The following is a 13572-nucleotide window of genomic DNA, read 5'->3' as shown; positions in this document are numbered from 1 at the left end:
CATCGGGAACGCCGCCGGCAATCAGCGCCGCACGTATCGGCTTCGCCGGCATCCTCGCGCGACTGGCCGACGTGGTGGCTGCTATGGTCGTTCGCGGCTGGGTGGAGTGCGCCTGCGGTAATGCCTCAGGCTTGGTCGCCGCATTGCGCGATCCACGCTTGGCAAATGCGCTTCTTGCGCTCCACCAACAACCGGGGCGCAACTGGACCGTTGCGCAGCTGGCGGAGCAATGCAATACGTCGCGCTCAGTCTTTGCGGACCGTTTCCAGGTGACTATTGGCATGACCCCGCTACGCTACGTCACTGAGTTGCGGATGCGGCTTGCAAGCCAGTGGCTGACGCTTGAAAGGCTGCCCATTGAAGAAGTGGCTCAGCGTTTGGGCTATACCTCTCAGGCCGCTTTCAGTCGCGCATTCAAACGTATTACGGGCAAGACACCTGGATTAAGTCGACAGTCGAGGCAGTCCGCTGCTTCCTGACGCCGAGCAGGAGTCGGCGGCTTTGCACTGTCTATGCGTCAGGCAGCTTACGGCCAAAAGCTGTCTGTCATGCTGACCGCTTGTTGTTGACCGAGATAGGCATTGACGTAAAATCGCCCCCCCAAAAAATTAGCTTGCACAGCGAGAAGGAGCTTCGATGCAACGGGTGATGATTGTTGGTCAACCTGGGTCAGGCAAAAGCACTTTGGCGCGTGAGCTTGGTCAGCGTACGGGCTTGCCGGTCGTTCATATCGACACTATTCACTGGAAGCCAGGGTGGATCGAACGAAGTCGGGACGAGAAGACACAGCTTTGTCTCGATGTAGAAGCCCGAGATTGCTGGATATTCGAAGGTGGCCATTCAGCCACTTGGGACAACCGGCTGGCCCGTGCAGATCTTTTGATATGGATTGATCGTTCGGCGACGCTTCGATTCTTGCGCGTACTGCGCAGAACGCTGCTCCAACGCGGTCAGTCTCGGCCTGACTTGCCGGAGAACTGCCCCGAACTGCTGATGAACCTGCCGGAGTTTTTTAGATTCATGTGGCGGACGAAAAAAACAGCGCGAGAAAAGATGCAGCGACTTGTTGCCGCAGCGCCATCAGCTTGCCGCGTGGTTTGTCTGCGTTCTGATCGGGATCTCGGCATTTTTCTCGCGAGCATTGGTAATTCGACTGTCCAGACTCCGCGAGATTGACCGACGGTTGCCTGATTCACTGCGCAAACTGCCGGTCACGAGTGGCTGCTTTTGGCCAGTTAGCGACGGTCAGGATTCGACCGTCGCCAGGCATATTCAACCCCAGTCTGCTGCGCAATCTCCAAGGCGTCATCGAGTTCAATTTCCAGATATCGAAATGTGCTCTCCAGCCCTGCAATTTGAAACCTCACCCGGAGGGCCCAGATATCTCTGAGTCGAAGTGGGGATTTCTGCCCGACCAGTTTTCCTTTGTTCCACGTTAGCCTTTTCGTATGATGAGCGAACATGGTATCCGGAATACCTCGCGTGAATTCATCACCTAAAATTGGTTCATTGCGCCAGGCTGTGGAAAGTGGCGTGAAATTGGATTTCAGTGACTCTGCGGCTCAGCTTTCGTGGGACGACTTACGCATCATCAAAACGCTCAGCGAATGTGCCAATCGCACCGATGCTGCAAAGAAGCTGGGAATCAACGTGTCCACCGTATCGCGTCGAGTGACCCAGGTTGAGAAAACACTTGGCGTCGCACTGTTCGATCACCGCCGCTCGGGATACATGCTCACTGCTGAAGGCGCAGAGCTGCGAGCGCTCGCAGAGCGGGTCGAGCTGGATATTGTCAGTGTTGCACGACGAGTATCACGCGCAGGTAAGGGGCCACTTGGAAAGCTGCGCATCACCACCAGTGATTCGCTGCTGCTGTACTTCCTCACGCCCATCATTGCGCAATTCAAAGCTCTTAATGAAGGGATAGCAATTGAGGTACTGGTAGCCAATCAGACACTGAGTCTTGCCCGCGATGAGTCGGATATTGCAGTGAGGGCGACCAATAAACCCGCTGAAAGTCTGGTCGGACGCAAACTCGCGACGATTGCCTGGGCGCCATACGGCAGTGATAAAAACTCACCGACCTCGACGCCTTTCGCAGAAGGCCAGGCGTGGGTGTCCTACTCGGCAGCTTTATGCGGCCTCAAAGCAACGAGCTACGTCGACAGCAGGGTTGACCCCGATTGCATTTCCTATCGCACCGATTCCGTCGCCGCGGCCAGCGCTGCGATTGCGGCGGGTCTTGGTTTTGGATTCCTTCCCTGCATGCTGGGTGACGTCACGCCCGGTCTGGTGCGTATCGGCCCGGTTGTGCCTGAACTTCAAGATGGGCTTTGGCTGTTGACTCACCAGGACATTCGAAAGTCATGGCGAGTCAAGGCGTTCATGACGTTTTGCGCAGCGGCGGTTGCCGAACTCAAGCCCTTGATCGAAGGCCAGCGAGCTTTTCCGGTTTCGTAGACGAAACCGGAAGCACGTCTTAGCGGGTGCCGGAGCCAATGACCGCCTTGCAGACAATTTCGATCAACTGCGAACGCTGTGCGAGCCTCGATACACCGATGATATTGCTCGCGCACTGCGGCCGCTCAGTGCCAAACGCAGCCTTGCGCACACTCCCTACCACGGCAAACGCCGCGTCCATGTCCAGCACATAAAGCGTCTCTTCGACCACGTCTTCCAGTGTTGCGCCATACAGGGCAAGCAACTTGGAGATGTTGTCGTAGGAGGCGCGCATTTGCTGACCCATGGAAGAGAAATCACTGGGCTTGCCTTCGCTATTGAGTGGAGCCGGAGCCACCAGATTGCCGTCTTCATCATGGTTGAATTGGCCGGAGATATAGATGTCGTTTCCAACTTTTCTGGCCTGCGGGTAGCCGTAGCTTTCTTCCCATGCGACACCCCAGTAAGCGGTTTTCTTTCCGAACGGTTGCGAAGCAGACATTTGCTTTCTCCTGGCGTAGAACAGACTGCTCGCACAGCGGCAATCAGAGTTGTGGGAGGCCAGAGACTAGCACCGCAAATGATCTTGCAAGGGCGCATTAATGCGCCACTGGAGAGGCATTAATGCGCCCCTAAAATTGAGAATGATCGGTTACCTTGAACTCGAATTCGGCGCCGCAGCTACCGCCAACAACCTTCCGCGATTTTCAGCAGACAGAAGATTGGCCCGGCCCGCAAAGAGATTTGAAGACCATCATTTCACTAAAGGGAACCACCATGAACAATCCAAAACTCGAAGTACTGACCCCTCAGAACAGCCAACTGATTTTCATTGATCAGCAGCCCCAGATGGCCTTTGGCGTGCAAAGCATCGACCGCCAGACGCTGAAGAACAACACGGTCGCTCTGGCGAAGGCCGCAAAAATTTTCAACGTGCCAACCACTATCACCACGGTTGAGACCAATAGCTTTTCCGGCCACACATACCCCGAATTACTCGCTGTGTTCCCTGACGCGCCTCTGCTGGAACGCACCTCGATGAACTCGTGGGACGACCAGAAAGTCCGTGACGCGCTGAAGACCAATGGCCGCAACAAAATCATCGTCTCTGGCCTTTGGACTGAAGTGTGCAATACCACGTTTGCACTTTCCGCCATGCACGATGCCGGCTACGAGATCTACATGGTCGCCGATGCTTCCGGTGGCACTACGAAGGAGGCTCACGATTACGCCATGCAGCGCATGATTCAGGCCGGCGTGGTGCCGGTCACCTGGCAGCAGGTGCTGCTGGAGTGGCAGCGTGACTGGAATAACCGCGACACCTACGACGCCGTCATGAATCTGGTAAAGGAGCACTCCGGTGCTTACGGCATGGGCGTCGACTATGCCTACACCATGGTGCACAAGGCTCCCGAGCGTGTAGACCATGGCCCGACTCTGGCACCTGTGGCTGCCTCTGTTTGAACCTCACTGGCCCTCATTAAATGGGGGCCGTCCCCATTGCTATCCATTTGAACCGGAACGGCGACAGAGGCTATATCAGCGTCGTCCGCGCGCCTGCGACGCTGCGCTGACTGATCCGCCTGCTGTCCCTGGGCAATGTCCCGTCCCGACTTTACCGAGTCTTCCGGTCGTTCATGTTGAAAAAAGGAATCACCATGAAAGGTGTCGAAAGCACTGCACTCAGCAATGTCGTACTTCTGCCCACGGGGAAACTCAAACTGTGGCAGGAGACAGCTGCAAAACAATTGATGCTGGAAAGCCTGGAGACTGGAGTTTCAGTGTCGACGCTTGCGGACGCCTGTGCACTCTCTCGCAGTCATTTCAGCCGAAAATTCAAAGCAAGCACACGCTTGTCCCCTACGCAATGGCTACGTCAACAACGGGTCCTAAAGAGCAAACAGCTGCTCGACTCCTCAATAATGACGCTGACCCAGATCGCAATGGCATGCGGGTTCTGTGATCAGGCGCACTTTTGCAGAGTGTTCTCAAAGACTGAAGGTATGACGCCCCTGGCTTGGAAGCGCGTTGCTCGAGCTGCCGCCTAATAACCAATCTTTTTAAAGACGTTTTTCAATTCGAAAGACTGCAAATGGCTGTGGATTCAACCGGTCACGGGATCCTGATTTCGGGCATAGCAGGCAATGACCTCGTTGATCAATCCAGAACCACAGCCTCTCAACCGAGCATGGCGCTGAAGGATAGGAATGGCGATTATTTCAAACCTTCCAAATCAAGTGTGATATATGTACGGCCGGCTAATTGATTTCTATCTTGCGCTTGCCTTGAGACTCGGGCCATTGATAATTATTTCTATAAGTCAAATAAAAACTCAGGCTTCTGCAAGTCTAAAAAGCACTACAAGTATTCAAGAACGTACATTATTTCCGCATTCGCGGTACCAGCTCGCATATTGCTCCCTAGTCCACGCTGAACATATTTGGCTTGCAGCTCAATCCAAACGCCTTCTGATCCTGGTGAGAAATATTCTACCGCGTATTTTTTTGTAAAATCAAAATTCCCATTGCCGCGTTTTTGGATTTGTACAGCAACGCCTTTAGCTGTAGAGCTTGGATTTGATCTTATAACGCCCGCTTGTTCATCCAAGGCAGGAGAAGAGGCTGTCGGCATTAGACTTATATTTATATTATTGATACCTTTGGGGCAGTTTCTAAGCTGGATTCCTATTGTTGACCAGCTTATGGAATCATCGAATATTTCTCTAAGTGTTGGCTTTCCCAAGTCGACTTCTACATTGTTAGGTGAGCCGCAGGATTATGCAATAATATTCGAACCTGTTACTGATACAGAGATCAGTTTCAGCGCGTCGGCGACAGAATACCCTAACGTTCTTGAAGGTATAACTGCTCCCGCCTTGATGTCACCGATCTTGATCAAATTAAAACCTATTTTTGTGTCAACAAAGCTCAGCCAACGATCCGTGCGGTTATCAAGGTAACCGGGATACTGCAATACAGTGTCCCTATTTATAAGCTGCCAAGCAATGCCTGTATCGCCAATAGGGTAGATCCCGGAGGTCTGATTTTTTCCTGTAGCATCAACTGAGCCTAAATAAAATGGCGTAGAGCATTTGTAAGTACTCCAGACGGTTTTGACAACTGAGTTGGTGTAGATTATGTTCCGTTTGGGGTATCTCTGGGAACGGAAATACTTGCAGGCAAATTGAATGGTATGTCGCTTAAGCCATTTTCCGGCTTAAACTCACATGTAGCATTTGCTGCTATCGACGTTAAACATAGCACTACAAAAATTATTAATTTTTTCTAAGTCTCATATGCAAACAGCCTACCGTTTTTTGGTGATGGTATTTTTACAGCTTACTTAAAGAATCTAAAATCTCTAGTCTTGAGTTTCGCGGGCATTTTGCCAACCTAGGCTTTTTCTTTATTATTAAGTACCTAATTAATGTGATGCTTTTGATTTCCAACCATCGAAGCGCCCGAATTTATTGCTTATGAAATTAGTTTGACGGTACTGAAATATGACAAAAATTTACCTATTACAGATCTTGAGGGGTCGGCTAAACATTATAAACTGCACGACTACAACCCTCGTTAACACATGAGAATTGTCTTATTTTGAGATTGGCGGGTTATGGTTATTTTTTGAAATGCCTCCCAATAGCGATTGACTGAGTAAACATAAGCGTGATTGTGGTGATGCTTCTCCTAAAAGAGAGAAATTTTTTTTCACACGGTGTACTAGGCGGGGTGTACATTTATTTATCCAATGCCTCTAGCCTGTACATACTTGTAGTCGGCGATGGAGAGTTGCGTGCGGCGGCTTTACCAGCGCAAATAACCAAACAGTCAATTTAAGACTCTTCTTAAAGACGCAACGGAACTCAGCCATTAAGCTGGCTACTCCTGATAGGAGATACGATTCCGTGAGAACCCTCGATACCCTCAATAGCCCAAATCCCCAGAGCAACGCCGCTATCTACTGCCTGACGATTTTGGCACTGGCGCTGATCGCCATGATTGTCGTCGCCGGTCATGAGCTCAACAGCTTGTTTCCACTAAAGGCTGTGGTGCAACAACAGGAGATCCAGCTCAAGCAGCGCGCCGAGGCTATCCAGTCAATGACCGCAGAACTCAAGCAACTGGCGGAACAAAAGCAGGCCCTGGAATCCGACCTGCTTACCGCGAAGGAACAAGCGAAGGCCGCCGAGGCGGCAAAGACCGAATTGGAAAACAATCAACGCGAGGCGAATACCAGCGCCGCGTCAGAGGACGAAGACTCACTGTGCGCGATCATCGAGCAAAATATCCGACTCGTCTCGGACCAGCTCAAGCGCGACGATTTCTTCCGCTTGCGTGATGAGCGTGAAGCTGATGCTGAAGCCGTGCTGGAAAACTATGAAAAACAACTCGCCCATTGCATTGAACAGTTGACGGCACAAACCGCGTTGCCAGCCCAGAAATGAGTCTGCACTCGTTGCGCAATACGATTGATCACGGACCAAAAAAGCCCTGGAAAACAGGGCTTGCCGTCAATTTTTTAAAGCTTGAATTCCTTGGTCAACTTATTCAGCGAGGCCGCCAATTGCGAAAGCTCCGCAGATGCAGCTGCCGTCTGTTTCGAACCTTCTGCGGTTTCGCAAGACAGATCCCGAATACTGATCAGGCTTCGATCCACTTCGCGCGCGACCTGAGCCTGCTCTTCGGCAGCGGTCGCCATCAGCAGATTTCGCTCATTGATAAGATTCAGAGACCCAGTGATGTCAGTCAGCACTTCGCCGGCGATATTGGCCATCTCGAGTGTTCTTTCAGCCTGAGCGCGGGTGTGGTTCATGGAGGAAACTGCCCTGCTGGTACCCGACTGAATGGAGCTGACCATGGATTCAATGTCCTCGGTCGATTTCTGAGTACGCTGCGCCAGCCCTCTCACCTCATCTGCAACCACGGCAAAGCCACGGCCCGCCTCCCCCGCTCGCGCTGCTTCGATGGCCGCGTTCAAAGCGAGCAGATTGGTTTGTTCGGCGACTTCTCGGATCACGTCCAGCACGCTGCTGATATCGCTCGCCATCGTAGAAAGCGCCTGCACTTCTGCCGAAGTGCTGTGCACGCTGGAAACCATCAGGTTGATTGCCGCGACCGTTTCGCTGACCTGGGTTTTACCGGCAATGGCTGCCGCACTTGATTCCGATGTCAGTTGCGAAGTCGATGCGGCATTGTCAGCAACCTGCTCCACCGCTGCACTCATTTCAGTCACGGCAGTGGCGGCCATTTCGATTTCATGACTCTGACGCTGAGTGATACGCGAAATATCTTCGGTAACGCCGTGCATGGCTTCCGAGGTTTCGGCCAATTGCGTCGACGAGTCACGGATCATGATCAGCGCATCACGCAAACTGGTCTGCATCGCGGCCAACGACGACAGCATCTGCGCCGCCTCATCGGAACCATCCAGCGCGATGGTTTCACTCAAATCGTTGGCGGCGATGCATTCCGCTACCCTCAGCGAGCCTGCAATCGGAACCGTCAGACTGCGGGTGTACAACACTGCCAGGGCCAAGGAAGCACCGATGGCAATGATAATGAACACACTGACGATCAACAGCGTGTGTTCGTAGACCTTGTCGGCCTGCTTGCCCGCTTCATAAGCTTCGATCTCGTTGAGAGCAATCAGCTTCTTGAGCGCGACCTGCACGCCGTCCGAGGCGGCACGCATCTGATTCTTTGACAGCGCAATGGCCGCTTCAAGCTGCCCTTTCGCCACGGTTTCAAGGTATTGGTCCTGCGCCTGATCATTGACCGCCTGTGCTTTGGCGAACGCCTCGAACGCCTCACGCCCAGCGTCAGTTGCCAGCAGATCAATGAGCGCTCGTTGATGATTTTTGATGAGTTGACGTGATTGCTGAATATCCATCAGGGCCTGAGCTTTGCGCTCAGGGGTCTCAATAGGGTTGCGCAAGCGGGCGTTATTGCCCTTGATTTCGATGAACTCACGATCCAGTTGGCCGAGCAGCTTGATGCTTGGCACGATGGTCGTCTCGACATAAGTCTCTGCCTTGTTGAGCAAGTCGACTTGCTGCAAGGCGATCAGTCCGATCGCGATAATCATGAAACAGAATAAGCCAAAACACAGCGCCGAACGCGGCGCGAGATTGAGTTTACGAAGCAGCATGATGCCTTACCTTAGAATGTGTTCAAGACAATGGGGTTTACGAACTGGCAGGAAAGCTGGCGCAGACAGTCAGCCGTCACCGCGCAAGCGTGCAGCTAGCGGTTTGCACACGAAGAAATCGTGGGATCACTTACGGCCAGCTCCGCACTTTCATTAAGCGCGGGATCAGCCAGCATCAGAAAATCCGCCAATCGTGGCAGATTGATATTCGAGACCAGACGCATCCAGCGCTGCGGATGCGGGTTGAAGAAGGTTTTCGACCACTGATGGTCATCACTAGGGTTGAAAATCAGCAGATAGCGAATCAGCGGGTTTTCCCCGAAAAAGTCGAGGGGATCCATCCCCATCTCGTGTAGCAGCTCAGCATTGACGACGACCAGGCTCAACCGCTGAGGGCAGTAATACGTCAGTACTCTCAGGTCACGATAAGTACACACGTTCAATACACTGAGACAACCAAGTTTGTTGAACTGTTGCTCAATCGACAGACCTCTTCGCACGTCGCTATCGGCGATCAGGATCCGCAGAGATCGACTTCGGTTATTTTCAAGAAACATCGGACACCTTTGGCAGCTCCATTCTTCCTTTCAGAAAATAACCAAGGGCTAACCTGTCCGATATGAGACTTGTCTCAAAATGGCGACAAGGGATCGCTCAACGAAAATCACACTGTGATGGCGAGCGCGGACTAGCGGGCATGGGCCGATTCAAGATCTTTGGAGGGAGGGATTTTGCAACGGTGGAGGGCGGCGCAAAGCCAGAAGCACGGGCGGTTGAGTACGAACCAGACAATTCTCATTATTAACGCCCCTTTTTGTCAGTAACCTTAAAACAAGGGGCGCTGATTCATTCTTTCTAAGGCCTTCAAGGCAGCGTCAGCGTCACGACGTAATTACCAGTTGTTATCGGGTGGCCCTTGTTGTCCGTGAGTAGCAGACGCTGGTCGTAATAATTATCATGCTCATGGGTATCGGCAATCATCTTAACGAACACTTGCTGGTGCGACTCACCCCGCCCTGCCGCACTGACGTCAGTCACTGAGAAAGCCTGACCGGTGCTCGCGTGCGGACAATCAAGCAGCTCGACAGAAGCATGGCTGGCGCCACCCGCCATGCAACTTGCTTCAACAATCGTTCCGCTGAAACGAATCACTCCGCTAACGGGCGCAGACTGGGCCGCGCTGACAGTGTCAAAACCAAGCAGGCAAACACAGGCAATCAATAAAGGACGTCGAATGATCATCGCGAAACTCCATGGTTATTAACCAAGGTATCGCCCGTTGCGAAATGATCTTTAACGTCCCCTCCGAGGCAGGGCCACTCAGCACCACCCTGCCCCGTTACGGTTACAACTCGACCCGTTTGATTTTCTTGATCAGATCAGCCTGTGCATGCTCCAGCTTCAATACGTTGCGGTTAATATTGGATGGATCAATGACGGGCGCTTCGCACTCGGCCTCAAGGGCATTACACGCCTCGACGACTTCATGTTCGGCAACGATGCGCGCCGCGCCCTTGATCCGGTGTGCCAAGTCCGCCAGCAGCCCGGGATCGCTCTCAGGTATCAGCGAATGCAACTCCTCTAAATCCTTTTCACAACTCGACAGTGCTTCGCGGAGCAGTTCTTTCATCATGTCGAGATCGCCTCCGGTGAGCTCGTTCAGACGCTCGCGAATCGAACCCAGCTCCTTGTTCGTCGCCGCAGGCGGACTATCAAACTGCTCGTTTTCGACACTCTTTTCCCAGCCTGCAAGCATGGTCGACAAAGTACTGAGGCTGATTGGCTTGAACAGACAGTCATCCATGCCCGCTTCTCGGCATTTCACTTTTTCTTCAGGCTGCGCGTTAGCTGTAAAGCCCAGCACGATGCACGGTTCTGCACCGCTGTCGCGTTCGTCCTGGCGAATGGTGCGGGCCAGTTCATAGCCGTTCATAACCGGCATGTTGCAGTCCGTTATCACAATGTCGAATGGCTCCGAGCGCCACAGTACCAACGCCTCAGCACCATCTGCAGCATCACGCACTACTTGGCCAAGGAAGCTGAGCTGCTGAGTCAGCAACAAACGATTTGCGCTTTGGTCATCCACTACCAGAATCCGCAGCGTAGGAACCGGTTTGTCCTGGACAACCGAAACAGGCAGTACCTTACCGCCGAGCGGACTTAGAATATTGAAGAACAGCGACACTTCCAGACAGGTGCCTTTGCCCAAAGTACTGGTTATGTTCAGTCGCCCGCCCATCAACTCACACAGCGAACGTGAAATCGCCAATCCCAGACCGGTGCCGCCCCTGTTCGAGGGGCCATGATTGGCCTGAGAAAACGGCTGGAACAGGTTCTGCAAATCAGCGCTGGAAATGCCGATGCCGGTGTCCTCGACTTTGAGGTCGACTTGCAAACGTTCGTCAGCAAGGCGTTGGCCGCGGATCGAGACACTGACATGTCCGGTATCGGTAAACTTGATGGCGTTTCCGACCAGGTTTGATAGCACCTGCTGGAAGCGCATCGGATCAACCAGTACGTCACAGCCGACAGTGGCGTCGATGTCGAGCTTCAATACCAGACTCTTCTGCCTAGCCAATCCGTCGAATACCCGCGCCACGGATTCCACCAGTTCGCGCAGGTTGGCACGTTTCGGCGAAAGACTGACATGCCCTGACTCGATGCGAACCACATCAAGGATATCGCCGATCAATTCCAGCAGGCCTTTCGCCGAGTCGTAGGCCACTTCAATCGCCGGCCGATCGAAGTGCCCCTGCTCGGCACGCTTGAGCGTGAGTTCGAGCATGCCGATCACGGCACTCATCGGAGTACGGATCTCGTGGCTCATGGTCGCGAGGAACGTGGTTTTGGCGCGGCTCGACTCATCGGCCAACTCTTTCGCCGAACGCAACTCCTCGATCAGTTCGCGGCGTTCGCTGATGTCGATCCAGCCGCAGATCACGCCTCTGACTTCCCCCGTCGTGTCGTGATAGGGCTGGATCCAGTGATAAATGATCAGCCGCGTATCACCGACATGCAGCGTGCGATCCACCTCGTAAGGTTCGTCCCGCTCGACGACGCGCAGATAGTCATCGTGAAATTGCAACGCTTCCTGGCGATTACGCTTGCCGCTTTCGAGCACGGTCTTACCGATCACGTCCTTTTCCGACAAGCCAAACGTCTGCAGATAATTGTTATTGCAGGTGACAAGCCGGCCTTCCCGATCGCGCACGTAAATGGGGTGCGGTGTGCCGTTGATTAGCGCCCCCATGAACTTCAGCTGATCGCCGAGCAAGCGCTCTGCTCGACTGCGCTCACGGATCTGCCGGCGAATATAGAAATTCCACGCCAGCGATCCCAGGATAATCAAGAAGGCGCCAGCGCTGATTTGGTAGATCAACACCTTGTAATCGCGCCACGACAGTCCCGAGAACGCTGCAATGGGACGCCAACGATTGAGAATCACGTCAAGCTCGTCTGGTGGAATGCTCAGCAAAGCCTTGTTCAGAATGCTGACCAGTTCGGTATCGGCACGCCGGGCGGCAAAGGCGAGGAAACCCTTGTTCATGCCGACGATGTTGGAGATGCGCAAACTGTCGCTGTAGATGTGAGCGATGTAGTAGCGCGCACCATGCAACGTGGTAATCATCGCGTCCGCTCGCCCATCCTTCACGTCAGCCAGCGCACCCAGCACTGTTTCGCTGTCGACAATCTCGATGTCGGGATAATCCTTGAGTAGCTCACGCTCCGCCGAACTCTCGGGGACGGCGACGCGCTTGCCGCGAAGCTCCTGCAGGCTTGAAGGCGCGCCTGCGTCCTTGGCGGTGACGATCACAAAGGGACTGGCAAGGAACGGATGGGTAAAACGCATACCGACTTCACGGGAGACGGTTGGCGTCAGTAACGAGATATCGGCGCTGCCATCAAGCAGGCGTGTGCTCAAGCTGGAAAAACTGTCGGTGCGCTCTACGTCGATCTGCAAACCAGTGCGCCGCTGAATCAGCTCCAGCAGATCGGCGCCGATCCCGCCAAAATTGCCATCGCCATCGAAGAATGCAAACGGCGCCTGATCGTCATTGATCACGAACCGCGCGACCGGGTGCTGCTCCAGCCAGCGCGCTTCGCCGGGTGTAAGATCGATACGTTTGGGTGTCAGCGCTCCCCCGCCACCGGACCAGCGCTTGGAGATTTCGGCTATCTTGCCCTCACCCATCGACACGATGACCGAGTCGACCAAACGCAGCAATTGATCGTTACCTCGGCGTAGGGCAAAGCTGAAACCGCTGGTTTGCGTTTTCACGAACGAGTGCAGGCGCACAAAGTTGAAGTAGTTGAGGTTGATCAGATAATTGCTGGACACCGTATCGCCCAGAAACAGATCGACTTTGCCAAACGCCAGCGCAGCCAGTGCTAACTCGTTTGACGGAAAAAGCACGAACTCGGCGTTGGGATACAACCCATGCAACTGACTGGATGGCAGGTAATCGTCGGCAACCGCAATACGCAGACCGGCCAGATTGGCCGGCATCGGTCGCCGATCATCGCCGCGCATGAACATCGCCGGCACGTCTTCGACATAAGGTTTGCTGAGTGTGACGAGGCCGTCGATCAACTCGAAACTGTTAGAGCTGCCCAACATATCGATGTCGCCGCGCTCAAGCGCCGCCATGGCGTCGCGACGGTCAGGATAAGCCTTGACGGTAACTTCGACATGCAAGGCCTGGCCGATAATGCAGGCAATGTCCGCGGCAATCCCCTCATAACGAGTACCGCTTGCGGTCATGACATAAGGCGGGAAATCCGGAAGCGCCGAACCCAGTACGATGCTGCGCTTTTGCCGCAGCCAACTCCAGTCCTCGTTGGCCAGATCGACCTGCGGCTCCTTGCAGTCTGATCGACCGAATACCTGCAGAGTGCGCGGTTCAGTTGCCCACAACGACCCGCTACCGAAGACGAAAAGCACACTGACTAGCAAAACATCGCGCAACAGATGAAACATAAGCG

The 13572-nt window shown here is 53.7% G+C and carries 10 protein-coding genes and 2 pseudogenes; 6 read left to right on the top strand and 6 right to left on the bottom strand.

The window, feature by feature from the left end; translation table 11 throughout:
- Nucleotides 1–20: 20 nt before the first annotated feature.
- From LOY52_RS08700 to LOY52_RS08690, 3 genes and pseudogenes are all read left to right on the top strand, one after another.
- Nucleotides 21–479 (top strand): annotated as a pseudogene (locus LOY52_RS08700) (helix-turn-helix transcriptional regulator); the annotation flags it as partial.
- A 157-nt stretch (nt 480–636) separates the two neighbouring features.
- On the top strand, nt 637–1176 hold the full coding sequence (locus LOY52_RS08695; protein ID WP_258679081.1) for an AAA family ATPase: 540 nt from the start codon (nt 637–639) through the stop codon (nt 1174–1176).
- A gap of 306 nt (nt 1177–1482) precedes the next feature.
- Entirely contained in the window at nt 1483–2460 is a 978-nt protein-coding gene (locus tag LOY52_RS08690; protein WP_408980425.1) for a LysR family transcriptional regulator, read from the top strand.
- A gap of 19 nt (nt 2461–2479) precedes the next feature.
- Here the strand turns inward: LOY52_RS08690 and LOY52_RS08685 are convergent, their stop codons facing one another.
- Entirely contained in the window at nt 2480–2941 is a 462-nt protein-coding gene (locus LOY52_RS08685) for a Rid family hydrolase (protein ID WP_258679080.1), read from the bottom strand.
- Nucleotides 2942–3216: 275 nt separating this feature from the next.
- Between LOY52_RS08685 and LOY52_RS08680 the strand changes: the two genes are divergently transcribed.
- Together LOY52_RS08680 and LOY52_RS08675 are read left to right on the top strand one after the other, a co-directional pair.
- Nucleotides 3217–3903, top strand: coding sequence for a hydrolase (locus tag LOY52_RS08680; RefSeq protein WP_095135423.1), 687 nt, complete (start codon nt 3217–3219; stop codon nt 3901–3903).
- A 194-nt stretch (nt 3904–4097) separates the two neighbouring features.
- Nucleotides 4098–4487, top strand: a complete 390-nt coding sequence (locus LOY52_RS08675; RefSeq protein ID WP_258679079.1) for an AraC family transcriptional regulator — start codon at nt 4098–4100, stop codon at nt 4485–4487.
- 310 nt (nt 4488–4797) lie between these two features.
- On the opposite strand, the pseudogene LOY52_RS08670 reads toward LOY52_RS08675, so the two are convergent.
- Nucleotides 4798–5190 (bottom strand): annotated as a pseudogene (locus LOY52_RS08670) (fimbrial protein); the annotation flags it as partial.
- 1156 nt (nt 5191–6346) lie between these two features.
- Between LOY52_RS08670 and LOY52_RS08665 the strand changes: the two are divergent.
- Nucleotides 6347–6886, top strand: coding sequence for a hypothetical protein (locus tag LOY52_RS08665; protein WP_258679078.1), 540 nt, complete (start codon nt 6347–6349; stop codon nt 6884–6886).
- A gap of 74 nt (nt 6887–6960) precedes the next feature.
- On the opposite strand, the gene LOY52_RS08660 is transcribed toward LOY52_RS08665, so the two are convergent.
- The 4 genes from LOY52_RS08660 to LOY52_RS08645 form a co-directional block, all read right to left on the bottom strand.
- A complete protein-coding gene (locus LOY52_RS08660; protein WP_258679077.1) occupies nt 6961–8589 on the bottom strand; it encodes a methyl-accepting chemotaxis protein in 1629 nt (542 codons plus the stop codon).
- Between the two features lie 95 nt (nt 8590–8684).
- The gene (locus LOY52_RS08655; protein WP_258679076.1) at nt 8685–9146 is read right to left on the bottom strand and encodes a hypothetical protein; all 462 of its coding nucleotides are present in this window, start codon (nt 9144–9146) and stop codon (nt 8685–8687) included.
- 307 nt (nt 9147–9453) lie between these two features.
- On the bottom strand, nt 9454–9831 hold the full coding sequence (locus tag LOY52_RS08650; RefSeq protein ID WP_258679075.1) for a type 1 fimbrial protein: 378 nt from the start codon (nt 9829–9831) through the stop codon (nt 9454–9456).
- A 103-nt stretch (nt 9832–9934) separates the two neighbouring features.
- Nucleotides 9935–13567, bottom strand: a complete 3633-nt coding sequence (locus LOY52_RS08645; protein ID WP_258679074.1) for a transporter substrate-binding domain-containing protein — start codon at nt 13565–13567, stop codon at nt 9935–9937.
- Nucleotides 13568–13572: the final 5 nt, after the last annotated feature.

The organism is Pseudomonas sp. B21-051, from assembly GCF_024748795.1.
GTDB lineage: Bacteria > Pseudomonadota > Gammaproteobacteria > Pseudomonadales > Pseudomonadaceae > Aquipseudomonas > Aquipseudomonas putida_A.
This window is presented reverse-complemented; position numbering and strand designations above follow the sequence as displayed.